Raw genomic sequence first — 24038 nt, forward strand, 5'->3', positions numbered from 1 at the left:
CCGGCGCTTATGATACGTCGCCTGCCAGCGCAAACACTAGTGTGCTGGCTGATTTTCAGATGAAGGGCATAAAAAGAAGCCGCCCTCAGGCGGCTCCTTTTATTGATTAAGACTGCTTGGACATTGCAGCAACTTCTGCTGCGAAGTCAGTCTCAACTTTCTCGATGCCTTCTCCCACTTCGAAGCGGATGAAGCCAGTTACGTCAGCATTGTGCTCTTTCAGCAGCTGAGCAACAGATTTGCTCGGATCCATAACGAAAGGCTGGCCAGTCAGAGAAACTTCGCCGGTGAATTTCTTCATGCGGCCTTCAACCATTTTCTCTGCGATTTCTTTCGGTTTGCCAGACTGCATGGCGATGTCCAGCTGAACCTGGTACTCTTTTTCTACGACTTCAGCGGATACGTCTTCCGGTTTAACGAATTCCGGCTTGCTTGCAGCGATGTGCATTGCCAGCTGTTTAACCAGCTCGTCATCAGCGCCTTTAGCCGCAACCAGAACACCGATACGCGCGCCATGCTGGTAAGAACCCAGCACTTCGCCTTCCAGAGCGGAAACACGACGGATGTTGATGTTCTCACCGATTTTAGCAACCAGTGCAACGCGCTCTTCTTCGAACTGCGCTTTCAGAACTTCAACGTCAGTGATTTTGCCAGCAACCGCTGCGTCCAGAACTTTGTTAGCAAATGCCTGGAAACCACCGTCTTTTGCCACGAAGTCAGTCTGGCAGTTAACTTCCAGAATGATGCCGTAGGTGCCGTCGATTTTGGTGATGATCACGCCGTCAGCAGCAACGTTGCCTGCTTTTTTCGCCGCTTTGATCGCACCAGACTTACGCATGTTCTCGATCGCCAGCTCGATGTCGCCGTTCGCTTCAGTCAGCGCTTTTTTGCAATCCATCATGCCTGCGCCAGTACGTTCACGCAGCTCTTTTACCAGGGATGCGGTAATTTCAGCCATTCTTTATTCCTCGGGAGAGATATGACCTGCACGGTTTGCAACCAAACAGGCTTAAAAGTGAAAAAGGGGGCCATTAACAGGCCCCCTAACCAAACTCGGTACTACCTGCTCAATAAGGGGCTCAACGAGCGTGCCTTATTACTCAGCTTCTACGAAGCTTTCTTCCGCCTGAGTAGCCAGATCCGAAGAACGGCCTTCACGAACGGTAGCAGCAACGGCATTCAGGTACAGGCTAACAGCACGGATTGCGTCATCGTTACCCGGGATAACGAAGTCAACGCCGTCCGGATCGGAGTTGGTATCAACGATAGCAAATACCGGGATACCCAGGTTGTTTGCTTCTTTGATTGCGATGTGCTCGTGGTCAGCGTCGATAACAAACAGTGCGTCCGGCAGGCCGCCCATGTCTTTGATACCGCCCAGGCTGTTTTCCAGCTTGTCCAGCTCACGAGTGCGCATCAGCGCTTCTTTCTTGGTCAGCTTGTCGAAGGTACCGTCTTGAGACTGAGTTTCCAGGTCTTTCAGACGTTTGATGGACTGACGAACGGTTTTCCAGTTAGTCAGCATACCGCCCAGCCAGCGATGGTTCACGAAGAATTGGTCGCAGTTCTGAGCAGCTTCTTTCACCGCTTCGCTTGCAGCGCGTTTAGTACCAACGATCAGGATTTTGCCTTTACGAGCAGCAATTTTGTTCAGCTCAGCCAGCGCTTCGTTGAACATCGGTACAGTTTTCTCAAGGTTGATGATGTGAACTTTGTTACGCGCACCGAAGATGAACGGCTTCATTTTCGGGTTCCAGTAACGGGTCTGGTGACCAAAGTGAACACCAGCCTTGAGCATGTCGCGCATGGAAACAGTTGCCATGTTTAAAACCTCTATATAAAAGTTGGGGTTATGCCTCCACGTATCCCATATTACCGACCCCGAAGGGCACCCCGGAATATGTGCCGATACGTGTGTGTTATTACACAAAGTGAGATTTGTGGCTCCCATCCCAAAACAGGAACGGAAGCCCGGCGCGCTTTATACCATAAAACACCGCCGGAAACCAATAGTTGTTGACGCAGGGTGCTGTTAATGATTCTCGATTTGGCACAACAGTTGCCTGACTGTTACCATTGACAGCACTAATCCTGGTATAGTCGAAAATATCGACACTGATGGACACATTCCATGGCTATCTCTATTAAGACACCTGAAGAAATCGAAAAAATGCGCGTCGCGGGCCGACTCGCCGCCGAAGTGCTGGAAATGATTGAACCGTACATTAAGCCGGGCGTCAGCACGGGCGAACTCGATCGCATCTGCAACGACTACATTGTCAAAGAGCAGCATGCCATCTCCGCCTGCCTGGGTTATCACGGCTTCCCGAAATCGGTTTGCATTTCTATTAACGAAGTGGTGTGCCACGGTATTCCGGATGACGAAAAATTGCTGAAAGATGGCGATATCGTCAACATCGATGTAACCGTGATTAAAGACGAGTACCACGGCGACACCTCCAAAATGTTTATCGTCGGTAAGCCGACCATTCTCGGTGAGCGTCTGTGCCATATCACGCAGGAGAGCCTCTATCTGGCGCTGCGCATGGTCAAACCGGGTATCCGCCTGCGCACCCTTGGCGCAGCAATTCAGAAGTATGTAGAAGCCCAGGGTTTCTCTGTCGTTCGCGAATACTGCGGTCACGGTATTGGTCGCGGCTTCCATGAAGAGCCACAGGTGCTGCACTATGATGCGGACGATGGCGGCGTGGTGCTGCAGGCAGGTATGACGTTTACCGTCGAGCCGATGGTAAACGCCGGTGATTACCGTATTCGTACCATGAAAGATGGCTGGACGGTGAAAACCAAAGACCGCAGCCTGTCTGCGCAGTATGAACACACGATTGTCGTCACCGAAACCGGCTGCGAGATCCTGACGCTGCGCAAGGATGACACCATCGATGCCGTGCTAACCGCTGCCTGATTCTGACATTGGCAAACGCCATAAACGGTCCGCTCTACGGGCCGTTTTTTTTACCGCTCTCCCCTGCAGCGTCATACATATAAACGACTTTTCATTTTTCATTATCTCTTTTAAGTTGTTTTGCTATGCATATGCACTCCAGACGGGTGGCCCATAATGAGCAACATCACTTCAGAACAATTTGTCAGCGCGGTACAACCCACCCTTCCCGGCCAACCTGAATATCCAGGGGTTTGGTCACAAGACGAATTCCAGTGCGCCAATATCAAAGCGCATATCGAGGCTTTCCAGCAGTGGCTGGGGCATGTCTTTGACGCCGGTATTTCAGCCGAGCAATTAATCGAAGCGCGCACCGAATTTATTGATCAACTTCTGCAACGCTTATGGCTGGAGTACGGTTTTGGCGACGTCAGCGATACTGCGCTGGTCGCGGTCGGCGGTTACGGTCGCGGCGAACTGCATCCGTTATCGGATATTGATTTACTGATCCTCAGCCGTAGCAAACTTTCCGACGAACAAGCGCAGAAAATTGGCGAACTGCTCACGTTGCTGTGGGATGTCAAACTCGAAGTGGGACACAGCGTTCGTACGCTGGATGAGTGCTTACAGGAAGGGTTATCGGATCTCACTGTCGCGACCAACTTAATTGAATCACGTCTGCTGATAGGCGACGTTGCGCTGTTTCTGGAACTGCAAAAGCATATTTTTAGCGACAGCTTCTGGCCATCGGAAACTTTTTTCCCGGCAAAAGTGGCGGAACAAAACGAGCGCCACCAGCGTTATCACGGCACCAGTTACAACCTGGAACCCGACATAAAAAGCAGCCCTGGCGGTCTGCGCGATATTCACACCCTGCAATGGGTTGCACGCCGTCACTTTGGCGCCACATCGCTGGATGAAATGGTGGGTTTTGGCTTTCTGACCGAAGCCGAGCGCAATGAGCTGAACGAATGTCTGCACTTGCTTTGGCGTATCCGTTTCGCGCTGCATCTGGAAGTGAGCCGCTACGATAACCGCCTGTTGTTCGACCGCCAACTGAGCGTAGCGCAGCGTCTGAATTATGTCGGTGAAGGCAACCAGCCTGTCGAACATATGATGAAGGATTTCTTCCGCGTCACCCGCCGCGTCGCGGAGCTGAACCAGATGCTGTTACAGCTCTTTGATGAAGCGATTCTGGCGCTGACCACCGACGAGAAACCGCGCCCGATTGACGATGAATTTCAACTGCGCGGTTCGCTTATCGATCTGCGTGACGAAACGCTGTTTATCCGTGAGCCACAGGCCATCCTGCGCATGTTCTATATTATGGTGCGCAATAGCAACATTACCGGCATCTACTCCACCACGCTGCGCCACTTGCGTCACGCCCGCCGCCATCTGACGCAGCCGCTGTGCTATATCGCCGAAGCACGCTCTATTTTCCTCAGCATGTTGCGCCATCCAGGCGCCGTCAGCCGTGGTCTGCTACCCATGCACCGCCACAGCGTGTTGTGGGCCTATATGCCGCAGTGGTCGCACATCGTCGGTCAGATGCAGTTTGACCTGTTCCACGCTTATACCGTGGATGAGCACACCATTCGCGTATTGCTGAAGCTGGAAAGTTTTGCCAAAGAAGAGACGCGAAATAAGCACCCTCTATGCGTGGAACTGTGGCCGCGTTTGACCCACCCGGAGCTGATCCTGATCGCGGCGTTGTTCCATGATATCGCCAAAGGTCGCGGCGGCGACCACTCGGTGCTGGGTGCGCAGGATGTGCTGAAATTCGCTGAATTACATGGACTTAACTCACGCGAAACCCAGCTTGTCGCCTGGCTGGTGCGTCATCATCTGTTGATGTCGGTCACCGCCCAGCGCCGTGATATTCAGGATCCGGAAGTCATCAAGCAGTTTGCCGAAGAGGTGCAAACGGAGAACCGTCTGCGCTTCCTTGTCTGCCTGACCGTGGCGGATATCTGTGCCACCAACGAAACCCTGTGGAACAGCTGGAAGCAGAGCTTGCTGCGCGAACTCTATTTCGCGACTGAAAAACAGCTGCGTCGCGGCATGCAAAATACGCCGGATATGCGCGAACGCGTGCGTCATCACCAGCTTCAGGCACTGGCGTTGTTGCGTATGGACAATATTGATGAAGAGCAATTGCATCAGATTTGGGCGCGCTGTCGGGCGAACTATTTTGTTCGCCATAGCCCAAACCAGCTCGCCTGGCATGCGCGGCACCTGCTGCAACATGATCTGAGCAAGCCGATGATTTTGCTCAGCCCACAGGCTACGCGCGGCGGCACCGAGATCTTTATCTGGAGCCCGGATCGCCCGTATCTGTTTGCAGCAGTGTGCGCCGAGCTTGATCGCCGCAACCTGAGCGTCCACGACGCGCAGATTTTTACCACCCGCGACGGTATGGCAATGGACACCTTTATAGTGCTGGAACCAGACGGCAGCCCGCTCTCCGCCGATCGCCACGATGCGATTTGTTTCGGGCTGGAACAGGCTATTACACAACACACCTGGCAGCCGCCGCAGCCGCGCCGCCAGCCTGCCAAATTGCGCCACTTTACTGTCGATACCGAAGTGAATTTCCTGCCGACCCATACCGACAGAAAATCGTTTCTTGAATTGATTGCTCTTGACCAGCCAGGGCTGCTTGCCCGCGTCGGGCAGGTGTTTGCGGATCTGGGAATTTCGCTGCACGGAGCGAGAATTACAACCATTGGTGAGCGAGTAGAAGATTTATTTATAATCGCGACTGCCGACCGGCGTGGCCTTAATAATGCGCTGCAAAAGGAGGTACAACAACGGTTGACAGAGGCCCTCAATCCAAACGATAAAGGGTGATTATTTTTTTACACAGATGGAAAGAGTAAACAATGCAGCAGTTACAGAACGTTATTGAAGCCGCTTTCGAGCGTCGCGCAGAGATCACCCCGGCAAATGCCGATACCGTTACCCGTGAAGCGGTGAATCAGGTTATTGCCCTGCTCGATTCCGGCGCGCTTCGCGTCGCAGAGAAAATCGATGGTCAGTGGGTCACCCACCAGTGGCTGAAAAAAGCGGTTCTGCTCTCTTTCCGCATTAACGATAACCAGGTTATCGACGGTGCGGAAAGCCGCTACTTCGATAAAGTCCCGATGAAATTCGCCGACTACGACGAAGCGCGTTTCCAGAAAGAAGGCTTCCGCGTAGTGCCGCCAGCAGCGGTGCGCCAGGGCGCGTTTATCGCCCGCAATACCGTACTGATGCCGTCTTATGTCAATATCGGCGCCTACGTTGATGAAGGCACCATGGTTGATACCTGGGCGACCGTCGGCTCTTGTGCACAGATCGGTAAAAACGTTCACCTCTCCGGCGGCGTGGGTATTGGCGGTGTTCTGGAACCACTGCAGGCAAACCCGACTATCATTGAAGATAACTGTTTTATCGGCGCACGCTCTGAGGTGGTAGAAGGTGTTATCGTTGAAGAAGGTTCTGTTATCTCGATGGGTGTGTACATCGGTCAGAGCACGCGTATTTACGATCGTGAAACCGGCGAAGTGCATTATGGCCGCGTACCGGCGGGCTCAGTCGTTGTTTCCGGCAACCTGCCGTCTAAAGATGGCAAATACAGCCTGTATTGCGCGGTAATCGTGAAAAAAGTGGATGCGAAAACGCGCGGTAAAGTAGGTATTAACGAACTGCTGCGCACTATCGACTAAGTCTGTCCCTCTTCCTGTCCGGAAGAGGGTGACATATCCCGCCTTTTTTGCATTCACAGGTGGTAAAAATAGATTTTTTCGTTAATTATTCATAGGTTATGTTGAGCTTAAGGGTACCGCTATGTACGATAATCTGAAAAGTTTAGGCATTACCAATCCCGATGAAATCGATCGCTATAGCCTCCGCCAGGAAGCCAATAACGATATTTTGAAAATCTATTTTCATAAGGATAAAGGCGAGTTTTTTGCCAAGAGCGTCAAATTCAAATACCCGCGCCAGCGTAAAACCGTTGTCGCCGACGGCGTCGGCCAGGGGTATAAAGAGGTGCAGGAAATCAGCCCGAACCTGCGCTATGTAATTGATGAATTGGATCAAATCTGCCAGCGCGATCGCACGGAAGTGGATCTGAAACGTAAGATCCTGGACGATCTGCGCCACCTGGAAAGCGTTGTTACCAACAAGATCAATGAAATCGAATCCGATCTTGAAAAGCTGACACGCGGGAAGTAAAACGCGAGTTCTAACGCATTGTGCCGGGCTAATGACCCGGCACAATATTACTATCAATGTTGTTCGTCTAACTGCAGCGCCACGTACAGTAGCAACCGATCATCGAAGTTCCCCAAATCCAGCCCGGTCAGTTCCGAAATCCGGTTCAAACGATACTCCAGCGTATTGCGATGAATAAATAGCGCCTTAGAGGTTGCCAGCGGCTGCACATTGTGGCGAAACCATGCCGCCAGCGTGCGACGCAACAGGCCGTTATTATCCATTGCTTTTAGCCGCGACAACGGACGAGCCAGCTCGTTGGCCTGCCAACCGCCGCGTAAGCTGTCGAGCAATACCGGCAGCATCAAATCCTGGTAAAAATAGCTACGGCTTTCCGGCATACGCTGTTTACCCACCATCATGGTGGTACGTGCGGTACGGTAAGAACGGGCAATGCTGCCAGGGCCGGTGAAGTAATTGCCCAGCGAGACGCGAAAACGCAACTGCCCGTTCTCTTTCATACGCGTAATCAGTTGCTCAACCCGCTTGCGGTGATCTTCCGCATCCCAGCGCCCAAACTGGTTAAGCGCCGGTTTTAGTACCACCATCTCGGTCAACGAAACAATGGCAATCAGGTTGTTGCGCTCAGGGGTGGTAAGGGCATTTTGCAGTTGCTGTAACTCAGCCATAGCGCTGTCTACGCCCAACTGACCGCTGTCCACTTCCACCACCGCCACCACACGCGGCTGGTTTAAATCAATACCTAAACGCTGCGCCCATTCGGTCAGAGCGGGCGTGTGCTCTTCCGCCTGAATCAGGTTCATGACCAGTTCTTCGCGCAGACGGCTGTCCTGCGCCAACAGATGCATCAGACGAGATTGTTCCAGCATCATCTCGGCGGTCATGCAGACTAATTCGCCATATTTGCGTAGCGTCTCCGGTTCTCCCGTCAGGCCAATAACACCCACGATTTCCCCTTCAAGACGTAGCGGCAGATTGATGCCCTGGCGCACGCCGTGCAGATGGCGGGCAACCGCATCGTCGATATCCACCACGCGCCCTTGCGAGAGCACCAGTAGCGCCCCTTCGTGCAATTCACCAATTCGTTCGCGGTCACCGCTACCAATGATACGACCCCGTGCATCCATCACGTTAATGTTCGTATCAATGATGCGCATCGTGCGCGCCACGATATCCTGTGCCATTTTGGTATCAAGATGCCAGCCAGCCATGTAACCCTCCCGTGTGCAGAGCCCAAGCATAGGGAAGATAATTACCGTACGCACTGTGCAATTGCACAAAGCGGCATTCAGAAGTATGGAGTTGTGGAAGGCTTCACAAAACAAAGGAAAGGCCCTCTTCCCGTCGTCAGGGAAGAGGGTGTAGAGCGGATTACTGCATCAGCAGGTAGATAGAAGTGTCACCGCGTTGAATGTTCAACGCCAGCACAGAAGGTTTACTGTCGAGAATTTTGCGCAACTCGGCGATATTTTTCACTGGCTGCTGGTTCGCGCCGACAATCACATCGCCTTTTTTCAGGCCAATCTGCGCCGCCGGGGTATTGGCTTTCACCGAATTAACCACCACGCCGCCATCTTTGCCTTTGTTGCTCATCTCCGCACCTTCAATACCGCTGAAGATGGTGCTGGAATCAACCTGATTCTGGCTGCTTTGTTGCAGCTCAAGCGTAATGTTCACCGGTTTGCCATCGCGCAGCAGGCCAAGCGCGACTTTGCTGCCGATCGGCATTGAACCAACTTCCGCACGCAGCGCGGCAAAGCTGCTAATCGGTTTACCGTTCAGAGAAGTAATCACATCCCCTGCTTTCACACCGGCTTTCGCGGCGGCAGAATTCGGCATGACCTGGCTGACAAACGCCCCGCGCTGCGCATCGACTTTCATCGCTTTCGCCAGCTCGGAGTTCAGCTCGGTTCCCATAATGCCCAGTTCACCACGGCGAACCTGGCCGAACTCGACCATCTGGCCGGTGAGGTTTTTCACCATGTTACTTGGGATCGCAAAACCGATACCGATGTTGCCGCCATCCGGTGCGAGGATTGCGGTGTTAATACCGATCAGTTCGCCATTCAGGTTCACCAGCGCGCCGCCGGAGTTACCGCGGTTGATCGCTGCATCCGTCTGGATAAAGTTTTCGTAGTTTTCCGCATTCAGGCCGCTGCGACCCAGCGCGGAGACAATCCCGGAAGTCACCGTTTCACCGAGGCCAAACGGGTTACCAATCGCCACGGTGTAATCCCCTACGCGCAGCGCATCGGAATCCGCCAGCTTAATCGCGGTCAGGTTTTTCGGATCCTGAATCTGAATCAGCGCAATGTCGGAACGCGGGTCTTTACCCACCACTTTGGCGTCAAATTTACGCCCGTCGCTTAATTGCACTTTGATGGTGTTGGCGTTATCGACCACGTGGTTGTTGGTCACCACATAACCTTTCGCCGCATCAATGATCACGCCGGAACCCAGCGCCATAAATTTCTGCTGCTGGCTATCACCCTGCCCGCCCGGTGCGCCACCGCCCTGACAGAACGGCGAGCTCTGGAACGGAGAACCATCCTGGCAGAACGGTGAATTATCACCAAAGAACTGCTGGAAGTTGCGCGGCATACGCGGTGTGTTTACCGTGGTGCTGCCCTCAACATTGATACTCACGACCGACGGCATCACTTTTTCCAGCATCGGCGCGAGGCTAGGCATTTGTTGCGATGTCGCAGCTGTAGACGATGCTGTTTCCGCTGCCATAGCCGACAGAGGAGACAGCGCCAAACTTAAACTTAAAGCCAGTGCACTCATTGCTAACGTGGTTTTTTTCATGTCTCTCACTCTTTACCGATTAACGCAAACTGCTGTGTATGTGTCACTCAGAGTCGATTTATAGCGTGAAGTTCAGGCATTAAGTGTCCGGAAAAAGTAAAAATTTATTGTCGTTCTTTACAATTCAACGGCGTTATTCCACCGCCATCAAACGACGATATTCATCCCATGAATATAGATCCGTCATCCCGCTAATATAATCCTGAATTAATCGACAACGGTGATAATACTCCAGCACCGGATACTCTGCCGCGTCAGACGATAATTTGCTCACCGCCTCAACGTAGGCTAGCCGGTGGCGCGTCGAAAGTTTTTGAAACAGGCGCGATTCAATCGGGAAACGACGCAAACGCTCTTTTTCCACCAGCTCGGCAAAATCCGCCGTCGATAACTGTAACAGCGGACGATAAATATCCAGCAACCCGCTGATGACGCGATAGCCCTGTAATTCCAGTTGCTCAACGTCCGGATGGCTGAACACCTGTTTTATGGCGACATTTTTATATAATTCAAGTAGCTGACTAAAGCCACTTTCATCTTCCAGTAACGCATGATTGAATTCGCCGCTGAAAATCTGCGGCAAGTTATCAATAAAACGCTGTGCAGCGTACGGCACCAGTTTATTCAGCGTATTGACGCGCAGATACATGAAAAATTGATCTTCCGCACTGCGACTCATCGAATTAGCGCGTGATTTCTCCCACGCGTTTTCGACAACCTGAGCAAACAACGATCCTTTTTCATGCTGCCCCCAGGCGTCATAAAGATGTTGATAAAGTTGCTCCGCGCTAAATATCCGTTTTTCTACCGCATCTTCTAAATCCGCCACACAATAGGAAATATCATCCGCCGCTTCCATTATCCACGTCAGCGGAAAACGGCTGTAAGTATCGAGGTTTAATTCTTTACGCAGCCGTTCGACATAGGCTTCTTCAGAAAAATAGTAGCCCGGTTTTTTCATTAAATAGCTGTGTGAGGCTGGCGGTTCACCAATCCACCATGCCGGACGCGTATATTTTAAAATACAGCCGACCTGCGCCCAGGTCAGGTTCATACGCATTAATGTATGAACCAGGCGGATACCCTGCGCGTTACCTTCAAAATGGCTTAAATCATGGCGCACTTTCCGGCGTAATGCGTTCAGTATGTCTTCGCCTTCACGCAATTTCAGCGCCACCACTTCGCAGCGATCGTCCGACAGTGGTTGGCTCACCGCATCATCCGGCGCCAGGCGCTGGCGGAACCAGTCATTGATAGCCGCTTCACCGAAATGGCCAAACGGCGGGTTGCCAATATCATGCATCAGGCACGCCATCTCAACGATGCTTTCAAACGGCCCGGTCAGTTCATCCAGACCGTAGGTTTCCAGCAGGCGCTGCTCTTTCAGGCGGCTCAAAATCTCTTTGGCGATGTAACGCCCCACTTGCTGAACTTCCAGCGAATGCGTCAAACGCGTGCGCACCGCCGCGTTACGCTCCAGCGGGAAAACCTGTGTTTTTTGCTGCAAACGTCGGATGGCGGCAGAGTTAATAATGCGCCCACGATCGCTTTCAAAGATGCGCAGTATTTCACGTTCGGTTTTTACACCCTGCGGCGAACGGTAGCGGCGGCGCCAGTTTATCTTGTTGCGAAAGTCGATCTCTGCCATTTCCTCTCCTGTGCTTAGCGTCACGGGATATCATGCAATTGTGTATGCCATGATAGACTATGCCCTGAAAACGTAATCCTGTCTTATCACATTAGCGAGTATCTCCATGAAAATTGGCATTATTGGTGCAATGGAAGAAGAAGTTACGCTGCTGCGTGACAAAATCGAGAACCGTCAGACGCTGAACGTCGGCGGGAGCGAAATCTACACCGGTACGCTGAATGGTACAGAGGTTGCGCTACTGAAATCCGGCATTGGTAAAGTGGCTGCCGCCATGGGCGCGACGCTACTGCTGGAGCGCTGCCAGCCGGATGTGATTATCAACACCGGTTCCGCCGGTGGCCTTGCAGCCACACTGAAAGTGGGCGATATCGTGGTTTCCGACGAAGCGCGTTATCACGATGCTGACGTGACCGCTTTTGGCTATGATATTGGTCAATTACCTGGTTGCCCGGCGGGTTTCAAAGCGGACGACAAATTGATTGCCGCAGCCGAAGCCTGCATTGGCGAGCTGAATCTGCACGCCGTACGCGGCCTGATCGTCAGCGGCGATGCCTTTATTAATGGTGCCGATGGTCTGGCGAAAATCCGTCACAACTTCCCGCAAGCGATCGCCGTTGAGATGGAAGCGACCGCCATTGCGCACGTTTGCCATAACTACGGCGTACCGTTTGTGGTGGTCCGCGCCATTTCCGACGTGGCGGATCAGGAATCGCACCTGAGCTTTGACGAGTTCCTGGTCGTGGCTGCGAAACAATCCAGCCTGATGGTTGAAACCCTGGTACAGAAACTGGCGCGTGGCTAACTCTCTTTTCAGGGCGCTTGCAGCCCTGCTTATTCTGCTTCCGGCGTGGCTTTTCGCCGCGCCGCGTGTTATCTCACTGTCGCCCGCCAATACCGAACTGCTTTTCGCTGCGGGCATTACACCTGTCGGCGTCAGCAGCTATTCCGATTACCCGCCACAAGCCGCGCAGATTGAGCAGGTGGCAAGCTGGCAAGGGATGAATCTGGAACGTATTGTCGCGCTGAAACCGGATCTGGTGCTGGCATGGCGCGGCGGCAATACCGAACGCCAGGTTAATCAGCTCAAGCAGTTCGGTATCACCGTAATGTGGGTGGATGCGATCACCATTGAGCAGGTCATCGACACATTGCGTAAGCTCAAGGCGTACAGCCCGCATCCACAGCAGGCGGAACAGGCGGTGCAAAAGCTGCTTTCTCAGTACAACGAATTGAAAACCCGTTACGCCAGCCTGCCGAAAAAGCGTGTGTTCCTGCAATTTGGCGCGCAGCCGCTATTTACCAGCGGAAAAGGCTCGATCCAGAACCAGGTGCTGGAGCTGTGCGGCGGGGAAAATATTTTTGCCGCCAGCCGCGTACCGTGGCCACAAGTGAGCCGTGAACAGGTACTGGCGCGCCAGCCGCAGGCGATTGTGGTGGCGGGTAATGAAGAAGAGATCCCGCGAATCGAACAGTTCTGGCGAAACCAGCTCAATGTACCGATTATTTCTCTGCACGGTGACTGGTTTGAACGGGCAAGCCCGCGTATTATCCTCGCCGCTCAACAACTCTGCACTGCCCTTGCGCAGGTGAAATAACCGGGGAATTCACCATGCTGGTTTACTGGCTGGATATTATCGGCACCGCCGTATTTGCGATTTCAGGCGTTCTGCTGGCGGGAAAACTGCGAATGGATCCGTTCGGTGTGCTGGTGCTCGGCGTCGTCACCGCCGTTGGTGGCGGGACGATCCGCGATATGGCGCTGGCGCACGGCCCGGTGTTCTGGGTTAAAGATCCGACGGATTTAGTCGTGGCGATGGTGACCTGCATGTTGACCATTGTACTGGTGCGCCAGCCGCGGCGCTTGCCGAAATGGGTATTACCGGTGCTGGATGCCGTCGGGCTGGCAGTGTTTGTCGGCATTGGCGTGAACAAAGCCTTTCTCGCCGAAACCGGCCCGCTGGTGGCAATTTGTATGGGCGTGGTCACCGGTGTCGGCGGCGGTATCATTCGTGACGTGCTGGCGCGCGAAGTGCCGATGATCCTGCGTACCGAAATCTACGCCACCGCCTGTATTGCGGGTGGCATTGTCCATGCAACGGCGTATCACTTCTTTGCAATGCCGCTTGAAACAGCAAGTATGCTGGGCATGGTGGTGACGCTGGTTATCAGGCTGGCGGCGATTCGCTGGCACCTGAAGCTACCCACTTTTGCGCTGGATGAATCAGGCAGATAACAAAAAGCCGTGTCACTGACACGGCTTTTTATGTATGAAGGGATTCATTAAATACTGAAAGAAGAGCCGCAACCGCAGGTGCTGGTCGCATTCGGGTTGGTCACCACAAAGCGGGAACCTTCCAGACCTTCGGTGTAATCAACTGAACCACCAACCAGATATTGCAGGCTCATCGGGTCAACCACCAGGCCTACGCCCTGCTTCTCAATGGTCATATCACCATCGTTGATTTGATCGTCAAAGGTAAAACCATACTGGAAGCCGCTGCAACCACCACCGGTGATGTAGACACGCAGCTTCAGATTTGGGTTATCTTCGTCCGCAATCAGGTTTTTTACTTTGTTGGCTGCTGCGTCGGTAAACTGCAGCGGCAACGCTACGTCATCACTCATGTCTTGCTCCCGTTGATACTGCGATCTGGTTAAATAGTAACCCGACCTTTTCAGCTATTATCCAATACGCTACTAAATCGTTCAAGTATTCTCCCGCGGCAACTCACTTTCGCGAGCCGCATCCTGCCTGGCAAGCGTGCGTGCCAGGATCGCGGAATAGAGCGGTTTTCCGCCCAAAAACTGTGCTAACAGTGTCGCACCAAGACAGGTAATGATCATTGGCAAAATAAGCTGATAATTGTCAGTCATTTCCAGAACCAGCACGATGCCGGTCAGCGGCGCACGCAGCGACGCGGCCAGTAATGCCCCCATTCCGGCAATGGCGAATGTTCCCGCATCGAGCTGATAATGCGGAAAAATCACGGCGCTCGCGCTGCCAAACGCCATGCCTAATACCGTGCCAAGTGCCAGCATCGGCGCAAATATGCCACCCGGTGCGCCGGAGCTAAAACAGAGTAACGTGGTTGCCACACGAATGAGGAAAATAAACAGCAGTGCGCCAACGGTATAATTACCGGCGGTCGCAATCGGGATAAGCGCAAAACCACCGCCGGAAAGCGCGGGCGCAATCAACCCAAGCACCCCGCAACAACCGCCGATGACACCGCCAATCAGCACCCATTTCCCGGTATGCCCGCCGTGAATCCGCTGAAACAGATCCTGGGTGCGCAACACCAGCGTGTTAAATAGCGGTCCGATGCCGCCAAAAATCATCCCCAACAGCAGATAAAGCCACAGCGTATTCACCGGCGCATTGCTGAGCTTGCCGACATCAATGACCGCCGCCTCGCCGTTAAACACGCGAAAGACAATGCTCGACATAATCACGCCGGTGAACACGGCTTTAATTGAGATCAAATTGTAATGAAACTGCGAACGCATCTCTTCAATGATGAAAAGAATACCTGCCAGCGGCGCGTTAAACGCGGCTGAAAGCCCGGCTGCCGCGCCGGTCGCCAGCAATGTATGACGCGCTTCACCGCTACGCAGGCGAAACAGATCGCTCATCATGCGCCCGATATTGCCGCCGATCTGCACGGTTGGCCCTTCCCGACCCAGCACCATGCCCGCGCCAAGTGTTCCCATCCCGCCGAAAAATTTAACCGGTAAGACTCGCCACCAGCGCACCGGACGCAGTTCCTCCAGTGCACCTTCAATTTCCGGGATCCCCGAGCCGCCAGCTTCGGGCGCGAATCGCCGCACCAGAAAATAGCCAATCATCGCCAGCACTGCCGAGCCAATAAATGCCAGCGGCCACACCAGTGCGCTGTCCGCCATCTGCGCCAGCGCGCCAATACGTGCGTTCAACACCGCATTCACGGCTTTTTCAAAAAAGACGCCCACTAATCCTGTGACTGCGCCCGCGACGGCGGCAACCAGCAAAATCGCCAGTGGCGTTTTATCGCGTTGCAGCATCTGGCGCATGATGTTGCGGCGTCGCCGTTGCTCAACCTGCTGCTGTTCAAATGAAGGGATTTGCGCTGACATTGATTTTCGATAAGTAATACAAAAGGGGCATTTTACCCGGCAAGCCTCGGCGCGTCGCGGGTAAAATCCCTGCAAAATATGTCGTTTCACCGGGCAAAACTTTCATAACATTCCCGTAATCACATAGAATGACCGGCATTGATTTTTCCACGAACCAGGAATGAAAAGCATGAGTAAGTCTGAAAACCTCTATAACGCAGCGCGTGAGCTTATCCCGGGCGGTGTGAACTCACCGGTACGCGCCTTTACCGGCGTGGGCGGTACGCCGCTGTTTATCGAGCGTGCTGACGGTGCTTATTTGTATGATGTCGACGGCAAAGCCTATATCGATTACGTCGGATCCTGGGGCCCCATGGTACTCGGTCACAACCATCCGGCGATTCGTAACGCGGTGATTGAAGCGGCCAGCCGCGGCCTGAGCTTTGGCGCACCAACCGAAATGGAAGTCAAAATGGCGGAACTGGTCACTGAACTGGTGCCGACCATGGATATGGTGCGCATGGTGAACTCCGGTACCGAAGCAACGATGAGCGCCATTCGCCTGGCGCGCGGGTTTACCGGCCGCGATAAGATCATCAAATTCGAAGGCTGCTACCACGGTCACGCCGACTGCCTGCTGGTGAAAGCCGGCTCCGGCGCGTTAACCCTGGGCCAGCCGAACTCACCGGGCGTTCCGGCAGATTTCGCTAAACATACCCTCACCTGCACCTATAACGATCTCAGCTCGGTACGCGCGGCGTTTGAGCAATATCCGCAGGATATTGCCTGTATCATCGTCGAGCCGGTCGCCGGGAACATGAACTGCGTACCGCCGCTGCCGGAATTCCTGCCGGGTCTACGCGCGCTGTGCGATGAGTTCGGCGCGCTGTTGATTATTGATGAAGTGATGACCGGTTTCCGCGTCGCGCTGGCGGGTGCGCAGGATTATTACGGCGTCACACCGGATCTGACCTGCCTTGGCAAAATCATCGGCGGCGGCATGCCGGTTGGCGCATTCGGCGGGCGTCGCGAGGTGATGGACGCGCTGGCACCTACCGGCCCGGTCTACCAGGCCGGTACGCTCTCCGGTAACCCGATTGCCATGGCGGCAGGCTATGCCTGTTTAACCGAAGTCGCCCAGCCCGGCATTCACGCCACGCTGACCGAGTTGACCACGCAACTGGCCAACGGCCTGCTCGATGCGGCGCAGGAAGCCGGTATTCCACTGGTGGTCAACCATGTCGGCGGGATGTTTGGTCTGTTCTTTACCGATGCCGAAAGCGTGACCAGCTATCAGGATGTAGTGAAGTGCGACGTAGAGCGTTTTAAACGCTTCTTCCATCTGATGCTGGAAGAAGGCGTGTACCTTGCGCCGTCAGCGTTTGAAGCAGGCTTTATGTCGGTCGCGCATAGCGAAGAGGACATTGATAACACCATTGACGCAGCGCGCAGAGCATTCGCGCGACTCTAATTTTGTTTCCTTCTCCGTTCCCGTTCGCCGGGACGGAGTTTCTCTTACCCTGTCTGTTGAATCCTCTTCTTACCAAGGCGCGACCTCCACTCATCTCTTCATTAATCTGTAGTGGCCCCCTTTTTCTTATTTTTAACCGAGCCCTTCCCTCCGACACTATTATTAAGGGACTTTCGTTATATGGCCGCGGAGCTTCAACTCATCGTTTTGTTAAACAGAGGATGCTCAATATGGGAAACATTTTTACTTCAGCCTATGAAAAAACGCCCCACCTTACCGTAATAGATAACAGGAACCAGCCAGTACGAACGATCCAATATTACCGTTCGCCAGACACATTAAATGAAACCGATGAGCGCATTACTTATATGCGCTTCAATGCCCGCTCACACCTGACCGAAAGTACCGATCCTCGCTTATTTGCTCTTCAGAAAAACGATACAACAACCAAGGCAAACACAACCTGGATTACTTCACTCATCGGCGATGTCTTGTCCATTGACAGTGTAGATGCAGGTCGTGCAGTGGCGTTAAATGACTGTGCAGGTCGTCCGGCATTCAATATTTCAACCGAGGGCCTTATCCGTACCTGGCAATATGAGGATGCGTCTCTACCAGGACGTTTACTCACCATCACAGAACAAGCGCCCAACGAGCAAGCCAGGATCACGGAACGTTTTATCTGGGCGGGTAATTCGCAGGCCGAAACAAACCAGAATCTGGCTGGAAGATGCGTGCGCCATTTTGACACCGCAGGACTTATCCAGACCAACCAATTTGCACTGACAGGAGTGGCGTTATCGACCAGTCGCCGATTATTAGCAGGCGAGGTTGATGCCGACTGGCAGACAGATGATCAACAACAACTGTCGCAGGAAGAATTTTTTACCCATACGCTCCCGGATGCCACCGGTACCATTGTGGCAATGACCGATGCCGTAGGGAATCAACAACTTCAGACATATGATCGAACAGGACAATTAAAAGGGTGTTGGTTAACGCTTACGGATGGTTCAACGCAAACTATTATCGCCGCTGTGGTTTACTCTGCAAATGGACAGAAGCTGAGCGAGGAGCATGGCAATGGGGTCGTAACAACTTACCTTTATGAACCCGAAACACAGAGACTCATTGGCATCAAAGCAGAACGCCCGCCTGGACATGTCAAAGGGGCTCTCCTGTTGCAGGACCTACGTTATGAGTACGATCCCGTTGGGAATATCATACGCGCCACGAATAATGCAGAAGCGACGCGTTACTGGCGAAACCAGCAAGTCGTCCCAGAAAATAGTTACCGCTACGACAGTCTGTACCAGTTAATCAATACAACGGGCCGAGAGATGGCCAATGCAGCTCAACAAACCAGCGCTTTGCCTGACTTTTCCACCTTTGATAACGCCACGTATACCCAATACACACGCCGCTATACCTACGATAGAGCAGGCAATCTGACGAAAATTCAGCATACGGCACCGGCCTCAGGCAATAACTACACAACACTTCTCACTGTTTCTGATCGCAGCAACCGGGCGGTGCTGGATTCTCTAACTGAAAACCCATCACAGGTGGATGAGTACTTTACCGCTGGTGGTTGCCAAAAACAGTTACTGCCTGGACAGCCGCTGACATGGACAGCGCGTGGTGAACTGCAAAAAGTGACACTGATTGCCCGCAGCGACGAAGCCGATGATGACGAACGCTATCGTTATGATGCAAGCGGCCAGCGCATTCTGAAAATCCTAACGCAGAAAACCAGCGGGATCATGCAAACACAGCGAGTCATTTATCTGCCTGGGCTAGAGTTACACAGCAACAACACGGAAATACGTCATGTGATTACCGTCGGGTTTGCCGGAACGACACAAGCGCGGGTGTTACATTGGGAAAACACTCAACCTTCGGGCATCAGCAACAACCAGGTGCGTTACAGCTACAATAACCTCATCGACAGCAGCGCCCTGGAGGTTGATAGCACCGGTGAGCTTATCAGTCAGGAAGAGTTCTACCCATATGGCGGCACCGCAATTTTTGCCGCACGCAGCCAACTGGAGGCAGATTACAAAACGCTTCGTTATTCCGGAAAAGAACGAGACGCCACAGGTTTGTATTACTACGGTCACCGTTATTACCAGCCGTGGGCAGGGCGATGGCTAAGCACTGATCCACAAGGTGTCATTGACGGTCTTAATCTTTACAGAATGTGCAGAAACAACCCTATAAGTTATTTTGATGACAGCGGCGGCGAGAGCATTCCTTTAGTCATTCATTTCGCCTGGGAAGGAAAAAACATACCGACCGAAGCATTAAGCAATATTCTCTTTATCAAAGACTTTAATCCTGAGTTTGAGGTAAATATATGGACCTCTCGCCCGATGTCTATTCATGCAACGCTGGATAAAATGCAACATTCAGAAACCTCAGCGTATGAGAAATATCTCGCCCGGAACTATGCACAGACAATAAATATTCAAGATACTGGCACGCTGTATGCTGATTTACAGAAAAACCATCCACAGGCAAAACGGTTGGAAGCCCTCTATCACCGTGAAATAAGCGGTGTTTACCGAAATTATGCCGCAGCCAGTGATATAACGCGTGCGGCCTTGATGTTCGAAAAAGGGGGGATTTACATGGATACAGATGTGATTCCTGCTAACGATCTGGATACCTTGGCTGAAGTCATAGGCGGCGCAGAGCATGAAGGATTTTTGCATGCCAAAACACCAAAAGGGACCTCAAATGCAGTGCTAGCCTCCATTCGACATTCGAAAAAATCGTCTGAATTTCTTGAGGCAATAATCAAAAGTACAGAGGCGTTAGAGTCCATAAGACCGCAAGCGTCATGGACAACCAAACGGTCATTGATGGATGAAAATGCCCTTATTGGACGCTTAAAAGGGACGATGATGACAACCGGGCCTTCGGTCCTGGCGCAACTTAAACTTGCAGGTAACCAGGCCAATATGATTCCGGAATCAATATTCTTTCGACGGAATGCGACCAACACACCACTGCAGAAAGATGAACTCACCAGCGAACAATCCTTGTCTGATGTGGTTTTCAGAGGACTCGTTCCAGGTTTTGATGCCCGCGGCGTTTGGGCTAAAGCCAGAAGACTAAGACGCGATTCAATATAACTACTCTCAGCCCCCATGTGGCGTAATGTTAAGCACTGCGCCACGTGGGTTCAAAAAATCCTTAGCGGCTCTGCTTTCTCAGCAAATAGATAAAGTACGGCGCGCCGATAAAGGTCGACAGCAAACCGGCGGGGATCTGAAACGGAAACAGCAGCATCCGCCCGCACCAGTCGGCAAACACCAGCAGTAATCCTCCCACCAGTGCTGAAATCACCATATGCGGCATCGTGCGTCGAAAACCCATCATCCGCGCGATATGCGGTGCCATCAGGCCAACAAAACTGAGCGGGCCAATGGTCATCGTCGCTGTTGCCGTGAGCGCTGCCGCCAGTAACAGCAGGCCGACGCGTGACGGTGTCAGCGCCATCCCGACTGAACGCGCGGTATCACCACCGAGCGGTAAGATCATTAACCAGCGGCGACACAGCGGTGTCAGCGCCAGCAAAATCACCATCATCACGCCAGTATGTAAAACCTGCTCGCCGGACGCGTGGTAAGTGCTACCGGAAATCCACGTCAGGATCGTCGCCATGCGCGGGTCGCCGCTTGCCTGCAGCATCATCAGCAGCATGGTAAACGCCGTGCTCAACGCCATCCCTGCCAGCAGCATGCGGTGCGGCGAAAATCCGCCACGACCAGCGGCAACCATAATGATCAGCAGCGTCATCGCCGCGCCCAGACTACCGGCAGGCATCAACCAACCAAACGCGTTACCCGGCACGAAGAACAGCATCAATACCACGCCAAACGCCGCGCCTGAGCTTATCCCCAGCACTTCCGGGCTGGCCATCGGGTTGCCGGTCAGGCGCTGAATGATACAACCCGCCACCGCCAGCATCACGCCGGCGGTGAGCGCAGCGACAATGCGCGGCCAACGCCACGGCATCAGTTCGTTGAGTAACTGTCCGCTGGCAAAATGCCAGCCTGTCGCGTCACGCCCGAACGTCAGCGCTAACCCCATCGCCAGCAACAGAAGCACGAAACCGCCCAACGCAAACCATTGCACCTGCTGGCGCTCAACAGCTACGTTATCTCCGGCGTCCATTGCCGGGGCGCTCATACTGCGCAGCCGTGGCAACAACCACAGCAGCAGCGGCGCCCCAATCAGGGCCGTAATCGAACCGGTGGAAACTTCCATCCACACGCGTGTCAGCCACCAGATAACTTGATCGGAAAGCCAGAGGATCAGCGCGCCAATCAGCGGAGCCAGCAGCAAACGTGACAACAAACGACGCGCACCGAGCATTTTCGCCAGTAGCGGTGCAAACAGGCCGATAAAACCGATAATGCCGACCGCATTGACCAGCAACGCGCTCAGCGCAATCGCCAGCATCAGCGCCGCCAGGCGCGCCAGCGACAGCGCCAGGCCAAGATTTCGCGCAACGCCATCATCCAGCCCCATCAGCGTTAGCGGGCGCAACAACAGCAGCGTTAACACCGCACAGCCAAGCAACTGCGGCCATAATCGCTGCACGATGCTCCAGTCGGTTTGCGTTAGCGTCCCGGTGCTCCATAAAAACATGCTTTGCAGCTGATCGTGATGGAACAGCGCCAGCAACTGGTTAATCGCCCCACAATAGAGGCTCACCACCAGACCGGCGAGGATCAGCGTTACCGGCGATAAACGCTTTCCCCAGGCCACGCCAAACACCAGCGCACCGACCGCACATGCCCCGGCCAGCGCGGCAAACTGTGAAGCCAGCACGCCAGGAATCGACCACAGTGTAGTAATGGTGATGCCCAGTTGCGCCCCGGTCGCCACACCCAGCGTTGTCGGTTCGGCAAGCGGGTTACGCAGCACCTGCTGAAACAGCACACCGACCAGGCCAAGCCCGGCACCGACCAGCAGAGAAATCACCAGCCGCGGCAACAGGCTGTAGTGAAACAGCATCTGATCGATAAAGTTGATGTCCGGCGCGACGAAGGCCTGCGTCCACTGCGCGCGCGGCAAAGCGATAGTTAAATTGTTCCAGGTAAGTACGGCGGCAATGATAAACAGCACCGTCAGCAGCAACGCCGGGAAAGGCGAAACACGTCGGTTCATGCCCGGCCTCCCAGCGCATTATCCAGCACGCGGGTAAAATGCATCGCCGACAGCGTCGCGCCATAAAACCAGACCGCCGGCACCCGCTGGAAACGCCCGGCGCGCACGAAGGGCATCGCCTGCCACAACGGTGTCGCCATCAGTTTTTGCATATCCTGCTCGTTACCGTGATCGAAACAGATAACATCAACGTCTTTGTATTCCGCCAGCCGGTCGATACCCACCGCCACGCTGCCCCAGAAAGAGGTTTCGCCGTGCCAGGCGTTACGAATGCCCATGCTATCGAGCACTTCCTGGAACAGGCAGTTCGGCCCGAACGCCAACACATGGCGCGGGTCGAGCAAGGTGATCATCAACAACGGGCGGTTGCCGCGACGCGCAAAATGCGGTTTTCGCGCTTCAATCAGGGCATCAAATTCGTCGAGATGTTTTCGCGCCGCCGCTTCCAGATTGAGGATCTGCGCCATCTCGTTTAACGAGTGCTTCGCCATGGCGAGCGGCTTTTTGCCATCGCTAAACGTGAAGCCGCGTCCCGGCGCGATTTTTGCCAGCTTCGCTTCTGAAGGGCCATAACCTGCCGACCACACTAACCAGGAGGGTTTCATTTGCGTCAGCAATTCGAGATTCGGCTCGGTACGCAGCCCAACGTCAATCACCGAAGCAGGCAGCGCAGGCTCGTTGACCCACAAGTTGTAACTCTGCACATCCGCAATGCCATAAGGCGCGACGCCAAGCGCCAGCAGCAATTCAACCGGCAACCACTCCAGCGCGACAATACGCGTCGGATCGATCGCCGCGGCTTGCGCGCTGCGCATGTTCCACAACAGGGGGGAGAGTGCCATCGCCGTCAGTAAGCGACGACGGCTAATGTGATGTAATCCAGTCATCAGTAAACAAAACTCACCGGTGCAGCTCCCGCAGGATGCTGCAGGATCCCCATCGGGATGCCGTAAATGTGTTCCAGCGTTTCGGCGCGCATTAATCCTTCCGGCGTGCCTTCGGCGATCATTTCACCGCCGCGCAGCGCCACCAGATAATCGCAATACCGCGCCGCCATATTGATATCGTGCAGCACAGCAATCACCGTCAGCCCGCGCTGCTGGCTCAAGCGGTGCACCAGCGCCAGCACATCCACCTGATGGGCGATGTCCAGCGCCGAGGTAGGTTCATCCAGCAGCAGGCAGCGGCTGTCCTGCGCTACCAGCATGGCGATCCACGCGCGCTGGCGTTCGCCGCCGGAGAGGCTATCTACCAGGCGGTGCGCCAGCGGTTTTAAGCCCACCAGCGCAATCGCTTCTTCCACTTTTTCTCTGTCGGCAATACCAAAACGCCCCAACGCCCCGTGCCACGGGTAGCGGCCAATCGCCACCAGTTCACGAACCGTCATCCCTTCCGCCTGCGGCAACTGCTGCGGCAAGTAGGCCACTTTGCGGGCAAAAGCTTTGCTGCTCCAGCTAGCGAGCGGTTGTCCATCCAGCAAAATATCACCGTCCGAGGGCGGCTGGTGGCGGCCAAGCATTTTCAGCAGCGTGGATTTACCGGAGCCGTTGTGACCAATCAAACCGGTGACTTTACCCACCGGAAAGGTCAGTGACAGCGGGTGCAGCAGCGTGCGACCAGGCACACGAAAGGTGACATCGCTAAGTTGAAAGGTGGTATCGGGAAGCGTGTTGTTTTCCTGCATGATTGCCAACTTATAAAAGGGCACGGCG

19 protein-coding genes are annotated in these 24038 nt (G+C 53.9%); 9 read left to right on the top strand and 10 right to left on the bottom strand.

Going from position 1 to position 24038, the window contains the following annotated elements; translation table 11 throughout:
- Positions 1 to 106 precede the first annotated feature (106 nt).
- A complete protein-coding gene (gene tsf / locus C813_RS41740) occupies positions 107 to 958 on the bottom strand; it encodes a translation elongation factor Ts (protein ID WP_017457996.1) in 852 nt (283 codons plus the stop codon).
- Positions 959 to 1096: 138 nt separating this feature from the next.
- The gene (gene rpsB / locus C813_RS41745) at positions 1097 to 1822 is read right to left on the bottom strand and encodes a 30S ribosomal protein S2 (RefSeq protein WP_017457995.1); all 726 of its coding nucleotides are present in this window, start codon (positions 1820 to 1822) and stop codon (positions 1097 to 1099) included.
- 309 nt (positions 1823 to 2131) lie between these two features.
- Here rpsB and map point away from each other — a divergent pair, with 309 nt between their 5' ends.
- The 4 genes from map (at position 2132) to C813_RS41765 (ending at position 7123) form a co-directional block, all read left to right on the top strand.
- Positions 2132 to 2923, top strand: coding sequence for a type I methionyl aminopeptidase (map, locus tag C813_RS41750; protein ID WP_017457994.1), 792 nt, complete (start codon positions 2132 to 2134; stop codon positions 2921 to 2923).
- A gap of 156 nt (positions 2924 to 3079) precedes the next feature.
- Entirely contained in the window at positions 3080 to 5755 is a 2676-nt protein-coding gene (gene glnD, locus C813_RS41755; RefSeq protein WP_017457993.1) for a bifunctional uridylyltransferase/uridylyl-removing protein GlnD, read from the top strand.
- Between the two features lie 32 nt (positions 5756 to 5787).
- Entirely contained in the window at positions 5788 to 6612 is an 825-nt protein-coding gene (dapD, locus tag C813_RS41760; protein WP_017457992.1) for a 2,3,4,5-tetrahydropyridine-2,6-dicarboxylate N-succinyltransferase, read from the top strand.
- Between the two features lie 121 nt (positions 6613 to 6733).
- Positions 6734 to 7123, top strand: a complete 390-nt coding sequence (locus C813_RS41765; protein ID WP_017457991.1) for a DUF3461 family protein — start codon at positions 6734 to 6736, stop codon at positions 7121 to 7123.
- 53 nt (positions 7124 to 7176) lie between these two features.
- Here the strand turns inward: C813_RS41765 and cdaR are convergent, their stop codons facing one another.
- The 3 genes from cdaR to dgt all read right to left on the bottom strand — a co-directional run bounded on the left by cdaR (position 7177) and on the right by dgt (position 11579).
- Positions 7177 to 8334 (bottom strand): DNA-binding transcriptional regulator CdaR, encoded by a 1158-nt coding sequence (cdaR, locus tag C813_RS41770; protein WP_017457990.1) that lies wholly within the window; start codon positions 8332 to 8334, stop codon positions 7177 to 7179.
- A 160-nt stretch (positions 8335 to 8494) separates the two neighbouring features.
- Positions 8495 to 9931: a serine endoprotease DegP gene (degP, locus tag C813_RS41775; RefSeq protein ID WP_017457989.1), complete on the bottom strand. Its 1437-nt coding sequence runs from the start codon at positions 9929 to 9931 to the stop codon at positions 8495 to 8497.
- Between the two features lie 133 nt (positions 9932 to 10064).
- Positions 10065 to 11579 carry a dGTPase gene (dgt, locus tag C813_RS41780; protein ID WP_017457988.1) on the bottom strand — a complete coding sequence of 505 codons (1515 nt, stop codon included), beginning with the start codon at positions 11577 to 11579 and terminating at the stop codon, positions 10065 to 10067.
- Positions 11580 to 11685: 106 nt separating this feature from the next.
- Between dgt and mtnN the strand changes: the two genes are divergently transcribed.
- Genes mtnN through C813_RS41795 form a run of 3 tightly spaced genes read left to right on the top strand, consistent with a single transcriptional unit; the run spans position 11686 to position 13815 of the window.
- Positions 11686 to 12384, top strand: a complete 699-nt coding sequence (mtnN, locus tag C813_RS41785) for a 5'-methylthioadenosine/S-adenosylhomocysteine nucleosidase (protein WP_017457987.1) — start codon at positions 11686 to 11688, stop codon at positions 12382 to 12384.
- Entirely contained in the window at positions 12377 to 13177 is an 801-nt protein-coding gene (gene btuF / locus C813_RS41790) for a vitamin B12 ABC transporter substrate-binding protein BtuF (RefSeq protein WP_017457986.1), read from the top strand. The genes mtnN and btuF overlap by 8 nt, the downstream gene beginning before the upstream one ends.
- A gap of 14 nt (positions 13178 to 13191) precedes the next feature.
- Complete coding sequence (locus tag C813_RS41795; protein WP_017457985.1) at positions 13192 to 13815, top strand: TRIC cation channel family protein; 624 nt, start codon at positions 13192 to 13194, stop codon at positions 13813 to 13815.
- Between the two features lie 47 nt (positions 13816 to 13862).
- On the opposite strand, the gene erpA is transcribed toward C813_RS41795, so the two are convergent.
- Positions 13863 to 14207: an iron-sulfur cluster insertion protein ErpA gene (erpA, locus tag C813_RS41800; protein ID WP_017457984.1), complete on the bottom strand. Its 345-nt coding sequence runs from the start codon at positions 14205 to 14207 to the stop codon at positions 13863 to 13865.
- Positions 14208 to 14288: 81 nt separating this feature from the next.
- On the bottom strand, positions 14289 to 15695 hold the full coding sequence (gene clcA, locus C813_RS41805; protein WP_017457983.1) for a H(+)/Cl(-) exchange transporter ClcA: 1407 nt from the start codon (positions 15693 to 15695) through the stop codon (positions 14289 to 14291).
- A gap of 169 nt (positions 15696 to 15864) precedes the next feature.
- Here clcA and hemL point away from each other — a divergent pair, with 169 nt between their 5' ends.
- Both hemL and C813_RS41815 read left to right on the top strand, forming a co-directional pair.
- Positions 15865 to 17145: a glutamate-1-semialdehyde 2,1-aminomutase gene (hemL, locus tag C813_RS41810; protein ID WP_017457982.1), complete on the top strand. Its 1281-nt coding sequence runs from the start codon at positions 15865 to 15867 to the stop codon at positions 17143 to 17145.
- Positions 17146 to 17375: 230 nt separating this feature from the next.
- Positions 17376 to 20282, top strand: coding sequence for an RHS repeat-associated core domain-containing protein (locus tag C813_RS41815; protein WP_017457981.1), 2907 nt, complete (start codon positions 17376 to 17378; stop codon positions 20280 to 20282).
- A gap of 61 nt (positions 20283 to 20343) precedes the next feature.
- On the opposite strand, the gene fhuB is transcribed toward C813_RS41815, so the two are convergent.
- The 3 genes from fhuB to fhuC are packed head-to-tail and all read right to left on the bottom strand — an operon-like array spanning position 20344 to position 24010.
- A complete protein-coding gene (fhuB, locus tag C813_RS41820) occupies positions 20344 to 22326 on the bottom strand; it encodes a Fe(3+)-hydroxamate ABC transporter permease FhuB (RefSeq protein ID WP_017457980.1) in 1983 nt (660 codons plus the stop codon).
- Positions 22323 to 23213: a Fe(3+)-hydroxamate ABC transporter substrate-binding protein FhuD gene (gene fhuD, locus C813_RS41825; RefSeq protein WP_017457979.1), complete on the bottom strand. Its 891-nt coding sequence runs from the start codon at positions 23211 to 23213 to the stop codon at positions 22323 to 22325. Before fhuD ends, fhuB begins: the two co-directional genes overlap by 4 nt.
- Positions 23213 to 24010, bottom strand: a complete 798-nt coding sequence (gene fhuC, locus C813_RS41830; RefSeq protein WP_017457978.1) for a Fe3+-hydroxamate ABC transporter ATP-binding protein FhuC — start codon at positions 24008 to 24010, stop codon at positions 23213 to 23215. The genes fhuD and fhuC overlap by 1 nt, the downstream gene beginning before the upstream one ends.
- Between the last annotated feature and the right edge of the window lie 28 nt (positions 24011 to 24038).

Origin of the sequence: Kosakonia sacchari SP1 (assembly GCF_000300455.3) — a bacterium.
Classification (GTDB): domain Bacteria; phylum Pseudomonadota; class Gammaproteobacteria; order Enterobacterales; family Enterobacteriaceae; genus Kosakonia; species Kosakonia sacchari.